10 protein-coding genes and 1 tRNA gene are annotated in these 24,221 nt (G+C 67.1%); 2 read left to right on the plus strand and 9 right to left on the minus strand.

Going from position 1 to position 24,221, the window contains the following annotated elements:
- Positions 1 to 11: 11 nt before the first annotated feature.
- From V5F53_RS09730 to sodC, 6 genes are all read right to left on the minus strand, one after another.
- Positions 12 to 395 (minus strand): hypothetical protein, encoded by a 384-nt coding sequence (locus V5F53_RS09730; RefSeq protein WP_393998224.1) that lies wholly within the window; start codon positions 393 to 395, stop codon positions 12 to 14.
- Positions 396 to 584: 189 nt separating this feature from the next.
- A complete protein-coding gene (locus V5F53_RS09735; protein WP_393998225.1) occupies positions 585 to 6,698 on the minus strand; it encodes a DEAD/DEAH box helicase in 6,114 nt (2,037 codons plus the stop codon).
- A complete protein-coding gene (locus V5F53_RS09740) occupies positions 6,695 to 9,934 on the minus strand; it encodes an STY4851/ECs_5259 family protein (protein ID WP_393998226.1) in 3,240 nt (1,079 codons plus the stop codon). The genes V5F53_RS09735 and V5F53_RS09740 overlap by 4 nt, the downstream gene beginning before the upstream one ends.
- Positions 9,935 to 10,817: 883 nt before the next feature.
- Positions 10,818 to 10,894: transfer RNA gene (locus V5F53_RS09745), tRNA-Arg, on the minus strand.
- A gap of 313 nt (positions 10,895 to 11,207) precedes the next feature.
- A complete protein-coding gene (locus tag V5F53_RS09750) occupies positions 11,208 to 12,839 on the minus strand; it encodes a GMC family oxidoreductase (protein WP_393998227.1) in 1,632 nt (543 codons plus the stop codon).
- Between the two features lie 323 nt (positions 12,840 to 13,162).
- On the minus strand, positions 13,163 to 13,690 hold the full coding sequence (sodC, locus tag V5F53_RS09755; RefSeq protein ID WP_393998228.1) for a superoxide dismutase[Cu-Zn]: 528 nt from the start codon (positions 13,688 to 13,690) through the stop codon (positions 13,163 to 13,165).
- Positions 13,691 to 14,068: 378 nt separating this feature from the next.
- On the opposite strand from sodC, the gene V5F53_RS09760 reads away from it, so the two are divergent.
- Positions 14,069 to 15,439, plus strand: a complete 1,371-nt coding sequence (locus tag V5F53_RS09760; RefSeq protein WP_393998229.1) for a malonyl-CoA decarboxylase — start codon at positions 14,069 to 14,071, stop codon at positions 15,437 to 15,439.
- A gap of 21 nt (positions 15,440 to 15,460) precedes the next feature.
- Entirely contained in the window at positions 15,461 to 17,065 is a 1,605-nt protein-coding gene (locus tag V5F53_RS09765; RefSeq protein ID WP_393998230.1) for a malonate--CoA ligase, read from the plus strand.
- 18 nt (positions 17,066 to 17,083) lie between these two features.
- Here V5F53_RS09765 and V5F53_RS09770 read toward each other — a convergent pair whose 3' ends face one another.
- From V5F53_RS09770 to V5F53_RS09780, 3 genes are all read right to left on the minus strand, one after another.
- On the minus strand, positions 17,084 to 17,968 hold the full coding sequence (locus V5F53_RS09770) for a transglutaminase family protein (protein WP_393998231.1): 885 nt from the start codon (positions 17,966 to 17,968) through the stop codon (positions 17,084 to 17,086).
- Positions 17,969 to 17,977: 9 nt separating this feature from the next.
- Positions 17,978 to 20,482, minus strand: a complete 2,505-nt coding sequence (locus tag V5F53_RS09775) for a circularly permuted type 2 ATP-grasp protein (RefSeq protein ID WP_393998232.1) — start codon at positions 20,480 to 20,482, stop codon at positions 17,978 to 17,980.
- A gap of 256 nt (positions 20,483 to 20,738) precedes the next feature.
- A complete protein-coding gene (locus V5F53_RS09780) occupies positions 20,739 to 24,113 on the minus strand; it encodes a transglutaminase family protein (protein WP_393998233.1) in 3,375 nt (1,124 codons plus the stop codon).
- Positions 24,114 to 24,221: the final 108 nt, after the last annotated feature.

Genomic DNA, 24,221 nt, shown 5'->3' on the forward strand with positions numbered 1-24,221 from the left:
CGGAACCAAGCTTAGCGAAGCCGCCAAACTGTCCGCCAAATGGGGACCACCTCAGGTAGCAATGGCGCCAGGCGAGACAGCAAGTCCTTTGGTCGTACAGCCAATTCGGTGTCGAGCCATTGCACAGGCAACAGCCATCCGACCGCGCTCCAATACGCGCCGATCCTGCCGAATTCCTCGGGTTTCGGCGCACTGATCGCGAAATCCGCGACGATGCCAATTCTTCCGACGCGTCCCTCGGCGTAGGAGAGGACGACATCGCCTGGTGCTGCGGCGCGCATGTTGTCGTAGAATCGGCTACGAGCACTATTGGCCTCGGTCACGGGCGACCAGAGATAGCCGCCCGCGATCTCCTGGCGCATCGTCTGCGCGTGGTTGACCCACCAGTAACGCACCGCGCGATCATGTCTTCTTCGTTCGCGATTTCAAAGCGCCTAATGCAGACGCCTTGGTTCTTCGACATCCGCAATCACGGTGAGCGGTCGACGATCGAGCGGATATGCCCCCTTCGCAACGGCCAACCAAGGCTCTCAAGCTCCGCGGGCTCCAGCCCGAATGCCGTGGTTTCACAGCCGTTCGCGCGATCAATCCAACCTCACAGCGAAGAACGTGCCATTGGGTCCGTTCTCGACCACGAAGGGTGATTGAACGGCGGCGAGCTGCATCTGTAGTGATGCCAGCGGATCGAAGGCGACCACCCCCCGGGTGGTCCATGAGCCGACTCCTTGATCGAAGAATATTGTGCCGGCACCCCCGCTGGTTCGAAAGTCGAGCCGGCGCCTGTGCGGCAGGTGCTGGTGCAGACGCAACTTGGCCGACGGCGCGACCGTCGCCAACATGTGGCGGAGGACCGCGTCACGATCGACGACGTCGGGCCAATCGTCTCTCACCGTACGACCAGCTCGCGGTCGACGACCGTCGCGACGTTGGACCAGCGTGTCCACGTTGATGATCGTATCGACGTTCGCGAATCCGGCGAGGAACTCGGTAACGAGCCGCGCGACCAGGGGGCTGAAAAGATATCGATCCGAGTAGGTGAGTTCGAGACAGGGCTCCGCGAAGACCGCCTTCAGGGCATCGTTCCGCATCATCATTGCGCGTCTGAGCCGCTGCCCGAAATCGGTCGCCGGTCCGTCGATCTCCTGTGCCACTTCGAAAATGGTCTCGCGCACGCGCTCGATCAACAGCGCACGAGAATCGATAGGAACGGCGTCCTGCTCCGAAGGATCGACCGGGCCGCGCACGACGGGCGCGGCCGAGGTGCTCGCCCAGGTCGCGGCGATGCGATAGGCCGCGGCGTCGAACGATCGCCAGGCCGTCACACGATCGCCGCTTCTCGTGACGGAGAGAAGATCACGTTCGGCGCTGGACACGCCGCGCAGGACTGCGCGCGCGCGCTCGATCCAGAGCGCGATGCGCCGCCGGGTCACGGCGTCGGCGCCGGTCACGGCGTCGGCATCGACCGAGACGATTACGGTTCTTCCACGCGCGCCCCATCTTTCGACGATCGGCGCCATTGGCCATGCATCGAAATCCCATTCCTGCGGGCTGCCGTGAAGGACGACGGTCAATTCGGTCTTCGGATCCGCGGACATGCGTTCGTTGAGGGCGTCGGCGAGCGGCGCGGCTTCGTACACCGTCGCATCTCCGAACAGGCGATGCTGATCCGGAAGGGAGATTCGATCGATCGTAGCGGCGAGCAGCACCGCGGCGCCTGCGCGATCCGTCGCGTCGGCTACGTGTTGGGCGTCCGGCGCCAGGACACAGCCGGGACAGGCGCGTTGGGCATCGGGATCGCCGCACCGTCCTGGGCGCGCGCAGTCCAGATGGGCCGCCGCCTCGCGCAACAGCCCCACCGGATCGCGTGAAATGGTCGTCGAGAAACCGGCGCCACCACTCGCCCGATCAAAGACGACGGCGCTGAAGTTGTCGCGGCCGCGAACGTTCGGCGCAGCCGGTGCCGCGAAGCCCATTTCGTCGGCATCGATACCGAGGCGATCCGCGACCGCCTCACGCAGCGCGAGCGCGAGGGTGAGTGCGATGTCCCTGGATCGACACTCGTAAAGCTGGATCTCGCACAGATCGGTTCGGATCTCGTGGCCGAGCATGAGATTGCGCGTCACGGCATAAGGCGCGAACTCAGGCGCGCCGCTGCAGGTGACCTGATCGATCGCCGTGGGTGCGCCTCGCAGCGGTCTGTGCAGGGACAGTCCCGGTCCCCCGGAGGCCTCGGGCTCCGACTCGGCGCGGCCGCAGTGGAGGCACAAGGCATAACCATGGCCATGGTCGCCGGGATTGAACCAAAAGACCGTCCCATCGGCGCTCGCCCGAACCCGTCCGACATCGGGGTCGGGTAGCGAACGCCAAGGCGCCTCTCGCGCGGACACCCAGGGATCGACGACCTTGCTACTCCCGACGTCCGATGGATCGTCGTGCACGTTGAACCGGACGTCGACGGAGAAGCCGTTCGGACTGAGATACCGTCTGGCTTCCAGGTTGCTCGATCCGCATTCGATACATGGCGTCTCCTCAACGGCGGAAGGTTTCGACGCGAGCGCGCCGCAGGTCCTACAGGACCACATGGTGCGAAGGCTCTGGATCTCGCGCAGGCCGGCTTCCGAGACCGGTCGCTGCCAGTTGAGCGTCACGCCGGATGATTCTCGAACCACGCCGTCCACCACGATTCCGCGTCCCGGCGCGTATTCGTATATGCCGACCTCGCGAGAGCGCGAGGGATAGCCGCGGCCGAAACTGCGCTCCTGGGCTTCCTCGCCGGCGTCGGCTGCACGCTGCTTCGCCGCCTTCTCGCCAGCGGTTTCGGTGACGAATTGGACGACATCCGTGGGAAATCCGTAGGAGGGAAGGAATCCCCGTCCCGCTAACTCGCCGAGCAGATATCCGCGTTCGAGGCGCCGACGCTGGAGCTCGCGCGCCTTGTTGACCGCTGCGAGTTCGACGTCCCCGGTCGGCGTGGCAGGCACCTCGGCCGCGAGCGCCTCCCATTCGGAGCGCATCTCCGCGGAAATGCGGTCGATTCGACCGCGGAGAACCTCGATCAGATCCCAACCCGGCGCGACCGGTGTTCCCGCGAGGAGCGTGGACAATTGCTCGTTCGTCCCGGGGTCGCTGGGTACGGTGTCGAGCCACGCGAGGAAGGCGGTGGCCGGTACCTGCTCCGAGTGCGGGATTGTATCGTTCGAGAGTCCGAAGAATGTACCGTTGGTGAGCTTGTGCAGCTCGGCGCCCAAGCCGGCGAGGAATCTGGCGAGCAGCAAGGCGGCCGCGTGGCGCGTCGCGATCGTCGGGCTCTCAAGGCTAACCCGCGGCGTCTTGACCTGGCGCAAGAGGTAGTCAAGCGGATTGGCGATCGTCATACGGTCAAGTGGGCGGTCCTTGCACAGCGTCAATCCCACCGCGATGGGCTGCCGCTGGCGCCCTGCCCGACCGACGCGCTGCCGATAGTTGGCGATCTCTGGCGGCGCGTTGCTGTTCAGGACGGCTTCGATGCTGCCGATGTCGACGCCCATTTCCATCGTTGTTGAGCAGCCGAGAACGTTGATCTGTCCGGCCTTGAACTCACGCTCATACCGTCGAAGCGTCGTGCTGGCCTGTTGGGCCGAATGCTCGGCGGCGCGGAGCCAGGGCGAGAATTTCGCCGCTCTGTCGTGCTGATCACCCCATCGCCCGGCATCCCGCAATTCTCTCACCATCGGATCGTCGGCGAGCCAGCCGTCCAACGTGTCCTCGTCCACCGCGAGCCCGGCCGGATCCCTGCGCCAGGGATAGTGCAATGTCGGCATAGTGATCGCGGCGGCCGTCGGATGGACTCCATCGACGTCATAAGGGCTCAATCCGCGCAATGTCGTATCGAGGACGCGGCGCGTCGTTGGACACCAGAATGCCTTTTCGACTTTTGCTACGGAGAGGGCTCCAAGTTTCAGGCGATAGCCATTTTCGGTCTGCGTCATGAAGCGCAGGAGCGCGCGCCACGCATCGCCGAGGACCTCCGCCACCTTGTCCTTGTCCGAACGATCCTCTGGATCGAGACTAACGGCCTGGAAGAGCAACCGCACGATGCGAGTCAATCGTGGCCCGTAGGGGTTGGGCCAGAGCCTTTCGTAGCGACTGGATTTCTCACCGGGCGCCCAGGGTCTGACCTCGATGTGGCTCTGCCGGCGATCGATCCAGTTCAACCACCAGCGATCGAAATCGAGCGCGACGTTGGTTCTCAGGAAGTGGGTGACGAGCAATCGCAGGAGATCCCGCCAATCCGCTTCGGTCAGCCCCATCGCACGGGCCGAGGCTGGTAGCGGCACGGTGGCGTCATCGATGCCGGGTAGCTCGAAGCGAAACAGGCCGAGCGTTTCAGCCGAATTGGCCCGAACGGGTCGCCGCATAGCCTCGCGATAGAGGAGGAATTCCGCAAGGGTTTCCGGATCGTCGAACCGCGGATCCCGGTTCGTGGTCGTCCAGAGCGCGCGCAGGAAATGGTCGACGGTCGTGTGGGATGCCAACCGCCGCACGAGATCACGCCACGGTTTAGCGCCGCCGTCCGTCAACCGAGAGCGCTCCTGCTCAAGGTCGTCAGCCATCTTCGTGAACAGAGCATTGTCCGGATGCTTTCGCAGGCCATCGATCTGCTGGTTCAACTCTCCGATCCTCGCCGGATCGGCCGCCGGCCGTTCCTGAGCGAACTGGTAGATGAAACCACGCACGAAGGTCCGTTCCGAGGCGATCTGGACGTTCGCGGCGTGACGCGCGGTGCCCTGTCGAGCATCGGTGAACGTGATGAGCCGTCGGCCGTCGAAGGGCAGCGGTTCGATCGCGGTCGTTTCCGGAGACAGATCCGCCAGAAACCCTGGCGTGATCTGGGCCATAAGGAAGGGGGCGCCGGCAACGACGGGACGCATGGCGCCCCTCCTAGGATCGACGCGACTTGGGGCCTTGCCGCATGTCGGACAGACCGAGATATCGCGGCTAGCAGCGAAGGTGAGCCGCCGTTCCGCTGTCGTGTCCAAGATTCCGGTGGCGAGGTCTAATTCGAATCGCATCGAACCGGCCTTGACCGGCAGACCGAGGTAGCGGCGAGAGACGATCGTGGGAGCATCGGCAGTGGTTGCCTCTTCCTCCTCGTCCTCCATCACCTCCGCAGGATCCTCTCGTTCGAGGGTCTGTTCGAAGCCGTCCTCGTCATTACCGTCGCTCCAAGGCGCAATCCGCGAGGCGTTGTCGTATTCCTCAGCACGTAGGGCACCGTCGCCGCACAGGGTGCAGCAAACCCATTCGAGAACGATCGACGAGCAATGCGGGCAATGCTCGTGTGCATCCGAGAAGATCGCGCCATACGGCCAATCGGAGCCCTCGTGACGAGATGGGCTCTCAGGGCATTCCGGATCGATGCACGCCCAAAGACCGGCGACGGTCCTATGAAAGAGATGGACCCGATTGGGCAGGATGGAGTCGCTACCAGCCTCGGCCATCACGGGATCCGCGTGCGGGTCCTTCGCTCGCGCCGCTTCGACGAGCATCGCGGTCGGATCGGCCGGCGCTCCGGCGAGCTTTGTCACGCGTTCCGACCAGTCCCGCCAGGAGAAGATCCTACCGCTGCGCAACTCCTCGCGCGTGTCGCGCAACAGGCTCGACCCCGCGAGGATTCCGCCACTGATCTCGGGCGCGAGACCGGACAGATCACCAGAGTCGATGCTGCGAGCGTCGTATCGCGTTGGGGCGGAAGGCAGCGGCGCGCGGTGACCTTCGACGACGTGGATCGCCTTGGCGGGGGCTCCCGACAGATCTTGCAGAAAGCGGTGTAGGTCCGCTTTGGCGTTTGCACCACCGATCGTGGCCGAGGTCGCAACGTATCGGATGTCGCTCGGTTGGCGTCCGAACGCGAGCGCGACGCGTCTGAGCAGGAGCGCGATCTCCGCCGCCTGCGCTCCCATGTAGGAATGGGCCTCGTCGAGCACGATGAAGTCAAGCTTCCCTTGCGAGGCGGCGAGGATCGGCGCGTCGTTCTGACGGATGAGCATGTATTCGAGCATCGTGGCGTTCGTGACGAGCACCGGGGGCGGCGACGCCCGAAGGGCCGTGCGGTCGCCGACGCGCCAAGGCTTTTCCGTACGCGAAGCCGCGCGCACAGCCTCCGGGGTCTCCCCGTTGTAGAGACAGTAGCGCAGGCTTCCGCCGAACGGCTCGAACCATCGGCTGAGCCGCTCCTCCTGACTGCTGATGAGCGCATTCAGTGGATAGAGCATCAACGCGCGCACACCGTCGAGCGGCCGCCTGCCGTTGTCCGAGAGCCGCACAAGACGATCGAGGATGGGAACCAGGAAGCACTCCGTCTTGCCGGAACCGGTGCCGCTCGACACGATAACGGAGGTTGGATCCGCCGATGTCAGCAGCTCCCAGGCTCGCGCCTGATGGACATAGGGCGGGAAGGATACGGTACGCAGTACGTCGATCGTTCCGGGATGCAGGATCGATGGATCGAGCGCATCCCACCCCCCCTCCAGGGGCAACCAGGGAAAGGCGCCTTCGATGAACGGCTCCGCGATGAGTGAGCCCTCCACGCCAGCCGGCGCGGACCAGATGCCGCGCAGGTGGCGGGCCAATGTTCGGGATTTCGGCCGCAGCATGCCCAGGATGGCGTCGGCGGCCTGCGTTGGCAGTCGCGTCATCATTCGATCGAGATCGATCATGCCCGTCCCTGTCCCATCGTCGTGGCCTCTCGCAGTCGCTTCTCGATGCCGACCGGCACCATCGTCTCGAAATATTCCGGATCGAACAGCCAGACATCCCGACATCGTCGAATCTCTTGGACCGAGAGGTCCATCCGTCCGGTGGCGTGATCGGCTATCGCCAACGGTGTCGCGATGGTCTCGGCAAATCGCTCGTCATAGGGTTCGAAGTGGCGTTGCTGCGCCATCAGAGCGCGCGGCGACAACAGACCGCGCGGTGGAATATCCGTGTCGTCGTGGCGTGCGATCAGGCGATCTATTTCGGAACGGGTGCCATGGCCGACGGGGACCTTCAGAAAATTTCCTTCGCTGCTTTCGATCGTCCTCCCCGCGCGTGTCATTTCCGCCGTCACGAGCACGAGGAAGACAGCGCGGGCATGACCTGCCAGTTCGGGGCGGAGGGCAACGATCTCGCGAAGGGCAAACAGGATGCTGCGATAAGTGATGGTATCATCGATTCCCGCATCGGCGAGCCGTCGTCGCGTGTCCGCGATGCGGGCTGCGAAAGCCTCCAGCCAATTGGAGATCGTGGTCGATGACCAGAGGAAAGGCAGGTCGCGTTGGAGGTCGAGCAGGGCGGCGCGCTCATCGAGCGAATCGCAGCTCGCCAACAGAAGTGTTGCAAGCGCGGGAGAGCCGTCAAGCGCTTTGATCGCGTCTATCGAGGAGATCGGGAGCCCCTCGCGGCGAGCCAGGGTCAAGAGGGTAACGATCGTTCTGCGATCGAGCGACGAGAGCTGATCGGCCTGCGCATAAGCCCGGACGAATGCCACCGCTCTTGCAGCCGAAGCGTCCGTACCGATAGCTCGCTCCAGAAGCGTTTGCTCGTCTTGGAAAGATCGCGGCGCGGCGGGGACGATGCGCGGGCGTATCCTCGCGCCATTCCGGCGGTGTCCATAGACGAGCCAGGGCCCCGCAGGCAGAGCCTTCGAGAGTTCCGCCCGCATGGTGGCCTGGCTCGCTGGTGCGGACACGGCAACCGTTCCAGCCGAGGGATGTGCTAGGGAGAATGCCTTCAGCTCAAGTCCATGTGTTGTTGCGAGCACCGAGAAAGCATTGGGTCGCGGGGCGTCGAACGGATCGACGTCCTCCGCATACCAACGCACCTCCGCGATCTGCTGGCTCGCGCCGATGGCACCGAGCGCGATACGCGCGTCGAGACTCTCGGAGCTCCCTAGAAGCTGGTGGATCGTATCGGCGAATGTCGACAGGGGAACCTCGCCCGAAATCGTCCGAACCACGGCCAGCCTCGGGGCGTTGATCGCGCGAAGTTCCAGGGTCAGGGAAACGTCCCTGGTTGAGCGGATGCGGACACCCTTCAAAGCATCGAGCGAGAGAATCGAGCGCGGGGACATCGGGCGATCGGATGAATCGACGAGACGAAGATCATAGCTCGGGTCCGATACGGTAATCGCGAGTTCTGCATCCCAGCGCGGTCGTAGAACGATCGTTGCGACGCCGCTCGGGGGACCGAGCGTGACGATAGCCGCGTCGCGTTCGAACGCGACGGTCAGATTCCCAGAGGCACCGGCTGATAGAAGACGGGTTCGGAGGCCCTCGACCCGAAGTTGGCGTCGGACGGGATCGATGCCGACCTCGAAGTCCGGTGGAACGATGGCAGCCCCCACCGTCAGGCGCAATTCGCCGTTCTCGATGATCGCCAGATCGACGTTCCCCCACGGACGAGCATCTTCGATCGACTGCCATGTCCCGCGCCCTTTCGGTCGCCAACGCATGTTGGTGCGCCGTGGCGCCATGAGATAGCCGTCGCGTTCGATCCAACAGGTCGGCACGCCCCTGAATACAGATTCTCGCACGCCGCGCAGCAGATCACCTATGAGCACGAGACGTGCGTCGACCGTACTTTCGGCGCTCGTTCGCCAGGACCACGTAGTATCGTCCAGGCGAAAGCGCGCCCTTCCGGAGAACGCGACCAATCGGCGGTCTGATCCGATCACCGCACCCAGATCCTCGAAGCCCGCAGAGAAGGAAACGGCTTCGAAATATTGTCGTTTGACGGCGAGGGCGAGCCTCGATCGGGTTGTCTGTACCGGGGACGGCCCGAGGACGCGCAGGCTTACGGGCCTTCCCTCTTCATCGAGTTGCTCGATGTCTAGCGCGACGACAGGATCCTTAAGCGCTTCGCCGCCTGCGGCAACGAACTGCGAGATCGTCGTCGTACCGGCCTGGACGAGCAGACGCGCTTCGTCCTTTAGCGCGAGAGCGGCGTCGAACCGCGCGACGAATGCCCTCAATTCATGGATCGGTCCGTCGCCCTGGTCGAACGTTTCGATCGCGGCGACGGCGACCATTTCGTCACAATAAGGAGAGCAAGGAAACACGCGAAGGCGCCGACCGTCGCGAACCGCCGCGGCGACCGAGTTTGGCAAACGACGAAGGTCGATATTTCCCGACAGACCGAGTGTGGCGCGCGCCTGCCACCCATCTCTGGCAAGAACCAGGCGTCGGGTCACATCGAGTGCGGCACTGCCATCCTCTCGTGTTCGAACGATCCGTTCGACCAGCCCACGAATGTCATCGCACTCGACATCGAACGGCAACTCGTCGCGCCAGCCTGGTCGGCATCCATCGAGGAATTCTACAGGATCTCCGCCGGCATCGCCCGGCGGCAGCAGCCGTCGCAGTTCAATGATCTTGTCGCACAGGTCGACAGCCGGATCGAATAGCGCTTGAGCCAGACGCTCCGATACTCGCCACGCCTCCGCGCCAACCGCGTCGCGCGTCGCAAACCCGCGCTCAGCGCACAGGACCGAATTTTTCAGCCATGACGCGATACGAGGATCTTCGCGGACAGAAGCGACCGGAAAGCCGGCTTCGCGAACGATCGCCAGGAGGCGTTCGCCTCCCGTTGGCTCTGGACGCCGCCAAACCCGGAGCCCCAAGCTTACCAATGCTTCGACGTCGCGATACTGCACTGAGGCGTAAGTGCCATATTCCAGGCCGAGTGTTCGGAGCGGTCTTATCCAGTCCCAATGGCCTCCACCGCGCTCGCGTCTAAACCATTCCGCGATGTGGCAAATGACCAGCGCCGCACCGCTGCGATCCCGCAGGGCCGACGATCCATGTCGACGGACGATGGCACCGCAAGATTCGATATCGGTGCGAGAAAAACGATAGGCATACAAAGGCCGCCCGTCGGGCTGCTCAAGACCGCGAGTCGCCAGAAGCGAGGTCAACGCTCCTCTCAAATCTGTCACCGCCCCTATGCCCCCAGACCAGTTCTCGACACAGTCTGACGTGTTAGGCGCTCATTGGCACTCAGATTCTACCCCGGCTAGGTCTGCGCCGCAGGCCGTCACGAGGAAGCGGCTCGCGTCCATTACTGTGAATTGACATTGAATGAGGAAAACTGCTCGATCGCCGGACCAGTCACGTTGCAGCAATCCGCGTGTCGATGGCCGCGACAGTCCATTTGAAGGTGGAAGCGTAACGTCCGGACTGTTCCGACTGTAGGCACGACGCACAACCCGTTTGATGTCCGGTTTCGGGAGATCGGCCTTGTTGCTTTAACGACCAAGATGGGGGCGCAAAGCGGACGTGGCAGCAAGGGGCAGCTATGGGTCATCTTTGCCCTTGCAAACAGGGCTACTCCCTTCGGCCCGATCGTTAGGGTTCGACAAATCCTGAAGTACAATCCCGTTGGAAGCGGAGAGGGGAGCCCCTGCTGCGGGTGCTGTGCCTGTCATTCAGAGCGGCGGGATAGCGCCCTCCTTTGCACGACGCATCCGTCACAGAGAGCGTTCAGATTAGCAACCAGGGAGCGAGAAGTGGAGGCGAGAGCTGGGCGGCGGGATGAAAGACGGAAGCTCCCGGTGCTTGTAAGGAAGACCTGATCACCGCAGCGAGGCATAGGGGGCTACCGACCTCGTGGCACGCCAGAGGCCGAGGGAGCCAGGGGCGCCAAGCCGAGCGTCTCATACACTGTCGAATTTTGGAGAAGACGGGATTCGTATGCAGTAAGGGCCGCTTTACAACCCTGCCAAGGCGGCCAATCAGCTTTCAGCGCGGGGACAAAAACGGGCGCCCCCACCCAACCGTCAAGACAACTATTAGTTGAAATGGTGCACCCGACACGATTCGAACGTGTGGCCTCCGCCTTCGGAGGGCGGCGCTCTATCCAGCTGAGCTACGGGTGCCTGCTGCTTACGCAGTGCTTACTCGGATTTCCTGCGAAAGTTAAGCTCCGCGAGCCAACCCTCACAAGCCATTGAATTCAAAAACTCTTTTCTTCACACTTTTCACATCGGCCGGCTTGACACGCGCCTTCGGAGGGCGGCGCTCTATCCAGCTGAGCTACGGGTGCAGCGGCGTTGGACGCCTGCGGTTGTTTTCATAGTCGATGCTTCGGCATCCGGCAACTCCCGCTGGGACATTTCGCACAGGTCTCGTCGGAGGCGGGCGCATTGTTGGTTGACCGCGCGCCGCAGGGCCCCGGCGTCGCGGCGCGCCCTACCGCCAGTCCTCGCCGATCATGGCTGCGCCTTTCTCGGCGATCATGATGGTGGGCGAGTTGGTGTTGCCGGACGGGATCGTCGGCATCACGGAGGCATCGACCACCCGCAGCCCCGGCACCCCCAGCACCCTCAGGCGCGCATCCACCACCGCCGCCGGATCGGACGGCAGGCCCATGCGCGCCGTGCCCACGGGATGAAAGATGGTGGTGCCCACATCGCCCGCAGCGCGGCGCAGCGCCGCTTCGTCGGCATCGGCGAAGGCAAGGCCCGGCACCACTTCCTGTGGCGCATAGGCCGCCAGCGCCGGGCGCCCGACGATGCGGCGCGCCAGCCGGATGGACTGCGCGGCCACCCGCTGGTCTTCGTCGGTGGACAAATAGTTGGGCTGGATGGCCGGCGCCGCCGACGGATCGGGGCTCTTGAGGCGCAGCGTCCCGCGCGAGGTGGGGCGCAGGTTGCACACGCTCATGGTGAAGGCCGGAAAGCGGTGCAGCGGCTCGCCGAACTTGTCCAGCGACAGCGGCTGGACGTGGAACTCCAGATCCGCCCGCTCCTTGTCGGCGAATGAGCGGGTGAACAGGCCAAGCTGGGAGGGCGCCATGGTCAATGGACCGCGCCGACGCAATGCAAAATCCAGGCCCATGCCGATCTTGCCCAGAATCGAATGATACCGCTCGTTGAGCGTGCCGATGCCGGACACCTTGAACACCGTCCGCAATTGCAGATGGTCCTGCAGATTGCCGCCGACACCGGGCAGATGGTGATGAACCGGAAGGCCGAGGCCGGAGAGATGCGCGCCCGGCCCGATGCCCGACAGCATCAGCAGTTGCGGCGAGCCGACCGCCCCCGCCGCCAGCACCACCTCGCGCCGGGCGGCGATGGTGCGCCGCCCGCCATCCGGCATCCGCACCACGACACCGCTGGCACGCCCCTGCTCCAGGGTCACGCGCTCCACATGGCCGGTGGTGACGAGATCGAGATTGGGCCGCGCCAGCACCGGCTTCAGGAAGCCGCGCGCCGAGCTCCAGCGCAGGCCGCGCTTCTGGTTCACATGGAAATAGCAGGAGCCGTCGTTGTCGCCGGTGTTGAAATCGTCGATGGGCGGGATGCCGTCCTCGGCGGCGGCGCGGCGCACCGCGTCGAGCAGCGGCCAGGTCACGCGCGGGAACTCCACATGCCACTCCCCGCCCCGGCCATGAAACCGGTTCGGCCCCAGGAAATGGTCCTCGTGGCGCTTGAACAGGGGCAGCACGTCGTCCCAGCCCCAGCCGTCGAGGCCGAGCTGGCGCCAGTGGTCGTAATCTCCCGCCTGGCCACGCATGTAGATCATGGCATTGATGGCCGAGGATCCGCCAAGGGTCTTGCCGCGCGGATACGACAGCGCGCGTCCGTTCAGCCCCGCCTCGGGCTCGGTCTTGAAGCACCAGTCGGCGCGCGGATTGCCGATGGCAAACAGATAGCCCACCGGGATATGAAACCAGATCCAGTCGTCGGTGCCGCCCGCCTCGATCACGCACACGCGCGCGGCCAGATCGGCGGACAGACGATTCGCCAGCACGCAGCCAGCGGACCCCGCCCCCACGATCACATAGTCATACGGCTGCGACACGTCGGCCGTGTGCGCCATGGGCCCCTCCCCCCTGTCACCATTCTTATTGCCGCCGACAGTGCGGGCATCGCCAGCCGAAGGCAAGCCGGGCACGCCGGCGAAACGGGGGATCGGAAGGGGGCGAGGAAGGAGGTCGCCAGGGGGGCACCCCCCCCTGCGGCCGAGGCGGCGGGCGACGAGCCCGCGATGATCCGCCGGCACCGCGCGTCTGACGGCGGCAGCGTGAGCCGCCGCCGGACCCGGCAGCGGCTTCTTCCGCACCAAGAGGCGGGGCAGCCGGGCGACCAGGACGGGCCGGGTCGCGCCAGGGATCGCGCCATGGGTCGCGACCCGGCGGAGGCTCAGCGAAGGACCGCGCAGGCGATTCGGGCGCCGGCACCGCCGATGGGCTGGGTGGTGTAATCGTCCGGGCTGGCGTGGATGACCACGGCCGCGCCCGCAGGCCCGAGCAGCGCCGGGCGGCTGGTGCCGGGCTCCAGAGCCACCAGGGTGGAATAGAGCTCCACCGTCACCTTGCCATCGTCGCCCACGAAGATGTTCGGCAGGTCGCCGTCGTCATTGGCCTGCGGGTTGAGCAGTCCATGCACCACCGGCGTGGCCGCATGCACATGGGCGCCGGCGCTGGTGAAGCCTGGGGCCACGCAATCGCCCTTCTCGTGGAAGTGCGCGCCGTGCCAGCCGGGCGGCAGGCCGGTGGCCTCGATGCGCAGCAGCACGCCCTTGGGCGCGCCGGTGACGGTAACGGTGCCGTGGGTGGCCCCGTCCGCCCCCTGCAGCGGAGCGGTCTTCACGTCCGCTGCCCCAGCCGGCAGCGCGGACAGCGCGGCCGTCCCGACAGCGACACAGAGCACAACGTTTCTCAGCAACATGGCCCTCTCCTTCTCCGACGATCCCCAGCCCGGCCGGCTCCACGGCCTTCCTCCCGGCGCTTGCCGCCATGTCGGCGCCAAGCACACAAAGCAGCGCCGTGCCCGCCGTACGCCGCCGGGCACGGGCGCGCCGGTCCAGGCCCGCGTCTGTGCCGGGCGGTGTGATCTTAACCCAAACCGCGCCCCGCCGCTGGCCGGGCCAGCCCGGCAAAGCCCTTTTCTTTCAAGGCCCATGCGGGCGACACTGCGGGCGCGACCCACCCCACGCCGCGTGACGCTTTCCCCTGTTCCTCAGGGCTCCCCCTTGCCATCAGGGCGCCGCCCCTGTCCCATGGGGCAGCGACACCCGTTCGCACCAGATCACGGGGACCTGAGACCATGAGTTCCAACACCTCCTTCTTCGGCGACCTCCTGACGAGCATCGCGGAGCGCGGCCGCGCCCTGCTGGAGCGCTCCAATCGCGTCAGCGGCGCCACCAAGGCGGCAACCCTGGTGGAGCGCTGCGAGGATCTGCTCTCCGGAAAGGGCGAGGCCTCGGGGGTCGCCCTCGCCACCGACATCCTCGACCGCTACAGCCGCATGAAGACCGGCGAGCGCATCGCCTTCTTCGAGGCGCTGGCGCAGACGTTCGGCGTGGACCGCGCCCGTCTCGACGCCGCCACCGAGGCCTATGGCCGCACCGGCTCTGACGCCGCCATCGCCGAACTGCACGCCGCCAGCGAGCCGCGCCGGCTGGAGCTGTTCCGCCGCTTCAACATGGCCCCGCGGGCCACCTTGTCGCTGGTGCGCATGCGCGAGCACCTCATGGACGCGCTGGTGCACCGGCGCGACCTCTCGGCGGTGGACCGCGACTTCGGCCACCTGTTCTCCACCTGGTTCAATCGGGGATTCCTGGTGCTGCGCCGCATCGACTGGTCCACGCCCGCCAACGTGCTGGAAAAGATCATCCGCTACGAGGCGGTGCACGAGATCCGCGATTGGAACGACCTGCGCGCGCGCGTCGACAGTCCCGACCGCCACTGCTACGCCTTCTTCCACCCAGCGCTGGTGGACGAGCCGCTGATCTTCGTGGAAGTGGCTCTGGTGAAGGAGATTCCCGGCGCCATCGCGCCTATTCTCGACCAGACGCGCGAGCACCTGGACCCCACCAAGGCCACTACGGCGGTGTTCTATTCCATCTCCAACTGCCAGCGCGGTCTGGCGGGCGTGTCGTTCGGCAACTTCCTCATCAAGCAGGTGGTGGAAGAAATTTCGCGTGAGCTGCCGAACCTCGCCACCTTCGTCACGCTGTCGCCGGTGCCAGCGTTCCGCGCCTGGCTGGACGGCGAGCGCGCCAGCGGCTCCTCGGCGGTGCTGACGGCCGCAGACACCGACACCCTCAGGCTGCTCGACGATCCCGAGTGGCCGCAGCAGGAAGCGGCGCGCGAGGCCCTGGCTCCGGTTTTGCGCGCGGCCGCCGCCTATTATTTCCTGGTGGCGCGCACCGCCAAGGGCCGGCCGGTGGACCCGGTGGGGCGCTTCCACCTGGGCAACGGCGCGCGGCTGGAGCGCATCAACGTCATGGGCGACCTCTCGCCCAAGGGCATCGCCCAAGCCGCCGGCCTGATGGTGAACTATCGCTACGTGCTCCCCGACATCGAGAAGAACCACGAGACCTTCTTCGGCAAGGGCGACGTGGTGGCCAGCACCGCCGTGAAGAAGATGCTGCGCGCGGACCTGGCCTCCCGCGCACTGGTGCCGACCAGCTGAAACACCACACCGGGAAACGCCATGACCGACGCCAGCACCACCATCGATCCCTCGCGCGAGGCCAGCCAGGGGACCGGCAACGAGACCGGCCACGGCGCGAACCATCTGTTCTCCGCCATCCGCGCCGCCATGCCGGACCTTGCCACGCCGCTGATCCACCACGGCGACGGCGGCATCGAGACCTATGCCGATGCCCTGGCGCTCTCCGGCCGGCTCGCCAACCTGCTGGTGGCGCGGGGGGTGAAGCCGGGGGACCGGGTGGCGGCGCAGGTGGAGAAATCCTGGCCGGCGCTGGCGCTCTATCTCGCCACGGTGCGCGCGGGGGCAGTCTACCTGCCGCTCAACACCGCCTACACGCTGGCGGAGGTGGACTATTTCCTCTCCGACGCGGCGCCGGCGCTGTTCGTGTGCCGCCCCGACATCCACGCCGAGGCGCAGGCCCTCGCCGCCCGCGTGGACGTGCCGGTGGTGGAGACGCTGGGTGCGGACGGCACCGGCTCGCTCACCGCCGCCGCCGCCCTGCAGGCGGACGACTTCGCGGACGTGGCGCGGGGACCGGAGGATCTCGCCGCCATCCTCTACACCTCCGGCACCACCGGCCGGGCCAAGGGGGCCATGCTGAGCCATGACAACCTGCTGTCCAATGCGCGGGTTCTGCGCGACCAGTGGCGCTTCACCGCCGACGATGTGCTGATCCACGCCCTGCCCATCTTCCACACCCACGGGCTGTTCGTGGCCTCCAACGTGATCCTGCTGGCCGGCGCCGCCATGATCTTCCTGCCCCGGTTCGAGGCCGGCGAGGTGCTGGCCCTGATGGCGCGGGCCACCCCCCGGGCCACCTGCCTGATGGGCGTGCCGACGTTCTACACCCGCCTCGTCGATCACCCCGGCCTCACCCGCGAGGCCACCGCCGGCATGCGGCTGTTCGTGTCCGGCTCTGCGCCGCTCCTGGCGGAGACCCATCGCGCATTCGCTGCGCGCACCGGCCAGGCCATCCTGGAACGCTACGGCATGACCGAGACCAACATGACCACCTCCAACCCCTATGACGGCGCCCGCATCGCCGGCACCGTGGGCCCGGCATTGCCCGGCATCGCCGTGCGGATCACCGACCCGGACAGCGGACGGCCGCTGGGGGTGGACGAGATCGGCATGATCGAGGTGAAGGGCCCCAACGTGTTCAAGGGCTATTGGCGGATGCCGGAGAAGACGCAGGCGGACTTCCGCGACGGCTTCTTCATCACCGGCGACCTCGGCCGCATCGACGCCGCCGGCTACGTCGCCATCGTCGGGCGCGGCAAGGACCTCGTCATCACCGGCGGCTTCAACGTCTACCCAAAGGAAGTGGAAACCGAGATCGACGCCATTCCCGGCGTGCTGGAAAGCGCCGTGATCGGCGTGCCCCATCCCGATCTCGGCGAGGGCGTCACCGCCGTGGTGGTGCTCAAGCCCGGCGCCCGCCTCGCCGCCACCGACGTCATCGCCGCGCTCCACGAGCGGCTGGCCCGGTTCAAGCAGCCGAAGAGCGTGATCTTCGTGCCCGAACTGCCGCGCAACACCATGGGCAAGGTGCAAAAGAACGTGCTGCGCGATCGCTACCGCGACGCCTACCGCCCGCCCGCCTGAGGCCGGCGCGATCCCGGCTCAGCGTTCCACCGGGATCACATCCACGCCCACCGCCAGCAGATGGTCGCCGGAGGAGACGATGACGCCATCCACCGGCGCCACGTCCGCGTAATCCCGGCCGACGGCCAGGATGATGTGATCGTCGCCGGCGGGAATAGCGTTGGTGGGATCAAGGCCGATCCACCCCACCTCCGGGCCGCACCAGGCCTCGACCCAGGCGTGGGTGGCGTCGGCGCCTTCCAGGCGCGGCTGGCCCTCCGGCGGCACCGTGCGCAGGTAGCCCGAGACATAGCGCGCCGGCAGGCCAAGGCCGCGCATGCCGGCGATCATCACCTGGGCGAAGTCCTGGCAGACGCCCCGCCGTGCGGCGAAGGCCTCCTGCGGCGCCGTGGTGACCAGGGTGGAGCCGGGCTCGTAGACGAAATCGGCGTGAACCCGCCGCATCAGCTCCACCGCCGCGTCGAGGATGGGCCGGTCGCCCTGGAAGCTGGTGGCGGTCCATTCGGTGATCCCGGCGTCGAAGGGGATGCCCCGGCTCGGAAACAGGCCGTGCACCGGCGAGCGCGGGCCGAGGTCGAAGCTGCCATGGGCCGCCGCCCGCGCGTCGTCCACAGTGATGGTGCCGGCCGCATCCGGCAGCGGCGTCGCCGTCACGTCCACCCGGCTGCGGGTGGAAATCTGCAGGTAATCGTGCGGCTGATCCAGGGTCAGCCAGGTGAGGCCGTTGCCGAAGAAATCGGTGCCCCGCTCGATCTCCGCCGCCTCCGGCTGGAGGTCGAGCACGTGGGCGATGACGTGCTGGTGGCCGGGCCGGTCCACCGGCGTCATGCGCAGCACCTGGCGCGCCACGCGCACCGGCACCGCATAGGAATAGGAGGTGGTCTGGCGGATGTCGTAGAGCATGCCGCCGCCTCACATGGCCAGGGTCATGGTCATTTCGGGGGAGTGACCCTGAAGGAAATAGTGCGACGCGATCTCGTCGGACAGCCGCATCAGGGTCTTCTCCATCTCGTCGAACCAGGCCCCGTCGAAGCATTCGGCGGTGGCGCAGGCCAGTTCCGCCCGCATCCGCGCCACCAGGCGCTCCCACAGCGGCGGCGGTGCGTCGTGGTCGCGCCCGGGCAGCACGCGCAGGTGGTCGGCCATGCGCTCCACCTGGAACGCCACCGAGCGCGGGTTGTCCGGGTCCAGCAGCACCAGGTCCAGCACCGGGCCGCGCGCCTCCATCATCACGTAGCGGCTGCGATAGGTGATCTGGCTGTCGGCCACCTGCAGCAGCGCGTCCAGGGAGCCGGGCACGCCGTTTTCGCCGAAGGTGCGGGCGAAGCGCAGGGTGTTGATGGCCCGCTCGGTGCGACGGCCCAGCTGCAGGAAGCGCCAGCCGGTGAGCCGGTTCATATTCTCGCTGGCGAGGCCGGAGAAGGCGGCGATGATGCGCAAAGCCGCGTCCGCCCGCTCGTGCACGTCCGCTTCCGAGGGCGCCGCCGCGATCGGGGCCATCACGCAGGTCTCCAGGTCCACCAGCGCCTTCCAGGCATCGGGCGAAAACCGGTCGCGGATGACCGAGGCCGCCGCCCGCGCCGCCAGCACCAGTTGCGGCAGCGCCCCGGGCACGTCGCGCCGGGTCAGCACCGCCACCGCGTAGCGGGCGGGCGTGGCGCGCACCAGGTCGCGCGGCATGGCGCCCCAGGCGCCCAGCAGGCCCAGCAGCCGCGACACCAGCGGGCTGAGGCCGGTGTCGCCGCTCTCCGCCAGCCGCCCGGCCAGCACCCGCGACAGCCGCAAGGTGGCCTCCGCCCGCTCCACATAGCGCCCGAGCCAGAACAGATTGTCCGCCGCCCGGCTCGGCAGGGTGCCCGACGAGCGGCGCACCTTGACGTTCTCCGGGTTCGGCAGCAGCGAGGTGTCGGCCACCGCCTGCTCGGCCAGCACCCACACATCGGCCGACCGGTCGCCCTTCTGCAGCGAGATGGCGCGCGCGTCGGGGGTGGAGGAGATGCGGCAGAAGCCGCCCGGCATCACCTCCCACCCCTTGTCGGTGGCGGCGAGGAACACCCGCAGCATGAACGGCCGGGGTGTCAGCCGGTTGCCGCTCCACACCGGCGTGGTGGACAGGCGGGCGATATCCTGTCCCACCAGATCGGCCCCGCGCCGGGCCAGCAGCGACGACAGCCGCCGCCGCTCGGCCGCGCTCAGGTCCGCCCCCAGCACGGAGCCGCCGGAGGGCAGGACCGGCATCGGCCGCCCGAAGGCGGAGCCGATCACCAGCTCGTCCAGGTGCTCCATCACCTGCGCGCGCTCGGCGTCCTGCCCGCACCACCAGGTGCCCACGTGGGGCAGCTTCAACGGCACCCCCAGAACCCGCATGGCGATGCGCGGCAGGAACGCGAGCAGGGCCGGCGCCTCGACAAGGCCGCTGCCGAGGGCGTTGGCCAGCGCCACGCCGCCTTCCCGCAGCGCCTGAACCAGCCCTGGCACGCCGAGCCGCGAGCGTGCGTTGAGCTCCAGCGGATCGGCGAAATCGGCGTCGAGCCGGCGCAGCAGCACATCGATGCGCTTCATGCCCGCCACCGTGCGCACATGCACCCGGTCGCCCCGCACCGCGAGATCCTCGCCCTCCACCAGCAGGAAGCCGAGATAGCGCGCCAGCAGGGCATGCTCGAAATAGGTCTCGTTCATGGGCCCCGGGGTCAGCAGGCCGATGCGGCCCTCCCCGGTGCGATCCAGCTTCAGGAGCGAGGTGCGCATGGCCTGAAAGAAGCTCGCCACCCGCCGCATGTGCAGCGCCCGCGAGACATCCGGCAGGGCGCGTGTCATGGCCAGCCGGTTCTCAAGGGCATAGCCGGTGCCGGAGGGCGCCTGGGCGCGGTCGGCCAGCACCCACCAGCGCCCGTCGGGGCCGCGGCCGACATCGGCGGCATAGATGCGCAGATAGCGCCCGCCCTGGGGCTTCACCCCCACCAGGGGGCGCAGGAACTCGTCGCTGCCGGCCACGACCGCCGCCGGCAGGTCGCCGTCGCTGACCAGCCGGGCCGGTCCATAGAGGTCCTGAAGCACCGCCTCCAGCAGTTCGGCGCGCTGGATCAGCCCCACCGACAGCGCCGCCCAGTCCGCTGGCTCGATCAGCAGTGGCACATGGCTGAGCGACCATGGGCGCTCGCCGCCGCCGGCATCGTCATAGACGCGATAGAAGACACCCGAATCGCGGAGATAGCGATCGGCGGCCCCGAACCGCCGGCGCAGTTCCTCGGGTCCAAGCTCCGCCAGCGCCGCCAGGAACGGCACCCAATGGGCGCGCGGCCGCCCCTCGGCGTCCATCATCTCGTCGCGGACACCGGGCAAGGTGCGGTAGCCGGCCAGCAGGCTCTCGGCCGCAGCTTTCTCGAATGTTTCGCTGCGCTGTTCCGCCCCGGACACGAAAGACCCTTTCCCCACGGCCGCCGCGTGGCCGGGTTTTAATTATGACAGACTGGCCGCCGGATGCATCCCCCTGCGCTCCGCCGCTGCCTGCCCCCGCGGCTGACGCCGCAGGATCGCGCTGCGCCAACCGGGCGCAGCCGCATATTGAAACGCGCGCCCGCGCCAAAGGGGACGAGCCTCATCGGCAGCCTTGCTCCCTTTGGCCCCGGCTCGGCCGGAGCGGCTCACATTGAACCGCTCCGCGCCCGCCGTCTCACACCCCGATGGGCCGGCGCAGGTCCAGGGTGGTGGGGAACTCGTCCGGCGCCGTCTCGGCCGGCACGTGGGTAACGCCGGGCGTGTGGCCGTAATCCTGGAAGCGGGCGAGGCGACGGGCCTCCGCTTCGTAGGAGTTCACGGGGAAGGTGTCGTAGCTGCGACCGCCGGGATGCGCCACGGTGTACATGCAGCCCCCGCGCGAACGCTGGCTCCAGGTGTCGACGATGTCGAACGTGAGCGGCGAATGCACGGGGATGGTGGGATGCAGGCCCGACCAGGGCTGCCACGCCTTGTAGCGCACGCCGGCCACGAACGTGCCGTTACGCCCCGTCGGAGCCACCGGCAGGCGCCGGCCGTTGCAGGTGACGATGTGGCGCGAGGGGTTGAAGCCCTCGACCTTCACCTGCAGGCGCTCCACCGAGGAGTCCACGTAGCGGGCGGTGCCGCCGACCACCCCTTCCTCGCCCAGCACATGCCAGCATTCCAGCGCCTGGCGGATTTCCAGGTCGACGCCAGCCCGCTGCACCTTGCCGTAGGCCGGGAAGCGGAACTCGAACTGCGCCTTGAACCATTCCGGATCGAACACGTAGCCGGCGTCGCCGAGGTCCTCCAGCACGTCCTCAAAGTCCTGCCACACATAATGGGGCAGCATGAAGCGGTCGTTGAGGATGGTGCCCCAGCGCGCTGCATTGCCCTGCACCGGCGCCCGCCACAGGCGGGCCACCAGGGCCCGCAGCAGCAATTGCTGCGCAAGGCTCATGCGCCAGTCCGGCGGCATCTCGAAGCAGCGGAACTCCACCAACCCCAGCCGGCCGGTGGGCCCGTCCGGCGAGTAGAACTTGTCGATGGAAATCTCGGTGCGGTGGGTATTGCCGGTCACGTCCACCAGGATGTTGCGCAGCAGGCGGTCCACCAGCCACGGCGCCGGCGGCAGGTCTCCGCCCGGCAGCGGAATCTTGGAGAGCGCGATCTCGAACTCGTACAGGCTGTCGTGCCGCGCCTCGTCGATGCGCGGATGCTGCGAGGTCGGCCCGATGAACAGGCCCGAGAACAAATAGGACAGCGAGGGATGGCGCTGCCAGTAGAGCAGCAGGCTCTTCAGCAGGTCCGGCCGCCGCAGGAACGGGCTGTCCGCCGGCGTGGCACCGCCCACCACCACGTGGTTGCCGCCGCCGGTGCCGGTGTGGCGCCCGTCCACCATGAACTTCTCGGTGCCGAGCCGGGCCAGCCGCGCTTCCTCATACAGGACGCGGGTCACCTCCACGCAGCCGTCCCAGGTGGTGGACGGATGAATGTTCACCTCCAGCACGCCGGGGTCGGGCGAGAGGCGGATCAGGTTCAGCCGGTAGTCGAACGGCGGCGGATAGCCTTCGAGATGCAGGGGCGTGTTGAGCTCGATGGCCACCTGCTCGACGGCGGCGATGAGGTCCACGTAGTCCTCAAGGATCTCCACCGGCGGCAGGAACACGCACAGGCGCCCGCCGCGCGGCTCCACGCACAGGGCGGTGCGGGTGTCGGCGGTGGAGATCTGCTGGTCGTGCTTCAGCAGGTATTCCTTGACCAGAACCTGGGCGCGCTCGCCGACCCCATAGGGCTCGGTGCGCGGGGCCACGCTGTAGCGCTCGCGGCCGTCGGTGCCAGTGCCGCGATAGCGGTCCGCCAGCTCATCGGCGCTCGGCAGAGGTCCGCGCGGCTCGAACGGGTCCATCTGCACCAGGTGTGGATACCGCGTCGGCGCCAGATAATGCAGCGAATCCAGGGGCAGGCGGAAGCCCATGGGGCTTTCGCCCGGCACCAGGAACAGGAAGTCGCGGCGGAACGTCCACTCTTCGGAGGCCCACGCCGGCCCTTGCGGGGTGGAGATCCGGCGCAGCGGCAGCACCGATCCGGTGGCGGTGCCCAGGCCCTGGTTGAAGGTGCGCGCCAGCATGCGCCGATGCACCTCATCGGCCATGCGCTCGTCACCGGGGGCGATGTTCTCGGGAAGGCTCTGCTCCTTCCACATGTAGTAGATGTTGTCCTCGTAGGCCGGCTGCACGAATTGCGAGCCCACGCCCAGCTTCTCGGCCAGCACGGTGGCGAAGCGCGCGGCATCGGCGGCGGTGACGCCATGGTCAGTCGCCTCGTCGGCGATCAGGTCCTCGCGCCGCCACATGGGCTGGCCGTCCTTGCGCCAGAACAGATCGAACGACCAGCGCGGCAGGGTCTCGCCGGGATACCACTTGCCCTGCCCGTAATGCAGCACGCCATCCGCCGAGAAACGCTTGCGGAGGCGGCGGATCAGGTCGTCGGCGCGCACCCGCTTCTGCGGGCCCAACGCCTCCGTGTTCCATTCGGCGGACTGGTAATCGTCGATGGAGACGAAGGTGGGCTCGCCGCCCATGGTCAGGCGCACGTCGCCGCTGGCGAGGTCCTGGTCCACCTTCCGGCCCAGGTCGTCCAGCGCCGCCCAGGTCTCGTCGGAGAACGGATAGGTGACGCGCGGCGCCTCGGCGACGCGGGCCACGCTCATCTCGAAGCCGAATTCGGTCTCGGACTTCTCCATCAGGTAGCCGGTGATGGGTGCCGCGGACCGGTAATGCGGAGTGGCGGCCAGCGGAATGTGGCCCTCGCCGCACAGCAGGCCCGAGGTGGGGTCGAGGCCGATCCAGCCGGCGCCCGGCACATAGACCTCGCACCACGCATGCAGGTCGGTGAAGTCCACGTCGGTGCCGGAGGGGCCGTCCAGCGACTTCACGTCGGGCTTCAGCTGAATGAGGTAGCCGGACACGAAACGGGCCGCGAGGCCGAGATGGCGCAGGGCCTGCACCAGCAGCCAGCCGGTGTCGCGGCAGGAGCCCAGCTTCTTCGCCAGGGTCTCGTCCGGGGTCTGGACGCCGGGCTCGAGGCGGATAACGTAGCCGATGTCCTGCTGGAGCTTCTGGTTGATCTCCACCAGGAAGTCGACGATGCGCCGCTTGTCGCGCGGGATCGCGGCGACGTAGGCGTCGAACAGCGCGCCCTCCTCCTCCAGCTCCAGATACGGCGCAAGCTCGGCCTTCAGCTCCGGCGCATAGGTGAAGGGGAAATTCTCCGCATACTCCTCGACGAAAAAGTCGAACGGATTGAGCACGTCGAGCTTGGCGAGCAGATCGACCTCGACCTTGAACTCCTCCACCTTCTCAGGGAAGACGATGCGCGCCAGCCAGTTGCCGAAGGGGTCCTGCTGCCAGTTGATGAAATGTTGGGCAGGTGAAATTTTCAGCGTATAGGCCGGAATCTCGGTGCGGCTATGCGGGGCCGGACGCAGACGGATGGTCTGCGGGCCGAGCGAGACGGGCCGCTCGTAGCGATAGCTCGTGACGTGATGCAGGCTCGCGAGGATGGACATCAAGAAACACCTGGTCCTGCGGGCCGGTCCGGCCCTCGGGTGGATGGGACAAGGTTAGACAAGGCTGTCCTGAGGCGGAAGCGCGACTTTACGGCGACACATGCCCAC

The sequence above is a fragment of the Xanthobacter cornucopiae genome (assembly GCF_043195065.2).
Taxonomy (GTDB): domain Bacteria; phylum Pseudomonadota; class Alphaproteobacteria; order Rhizobiales; family Xanthobacteraceae; genus Xanthobacter.

Coding starts and splice junctions, on each gene's coding strand:
- V5F53_RS09735 (WP_393998225.1), bottom strand. CDS start 6,698: ATGATCGATCTCGATCGAATGATGACGCGACTGCCAACGCAGGCCGCC.
- V5F53_RS09750 (WP_393998227.1), bottom strand. CDS start 12,839: ATGGCGCACACGGCCGACGTGTCGCAGCCGTATGACTATGTGATCGTG.
- sodC (WP_393998228.1), bottom strand. CDS start 13,690: ATGTTGCTGAGAAACGTTGTGCTCTGTGTCGCTGTCGGGACGGCCGCG.
- V5F53_RS09760 (WP_393998229.1), top strand. CDS start 14,069: ATGAGTTCCAACACCTCCTTCTTCGGCGACCTCCTGACGAGCATCGCG.
- V5F53_RS09765 (WP_393998230.1), top strand. CDS start 15,461: ATGACCGACGCCAGCACCACCATCGATCCCTCGCGCGAGGCCAGCCAG.
- V5F53_RS09770 (WP_393998231.1), bottom strand. CDS start 17,968: ATGCTCTACGACATCCGCCAGACCACCTCCTATTCCTATGCGGTGCCG.
- V5F53_RS09780 (WP_393998233.1), bottom strand. CDS start 24,113: ATGTCCATCCTCGCGAGCCTGCATCACGTCACGAGCTATCGCTACGAG.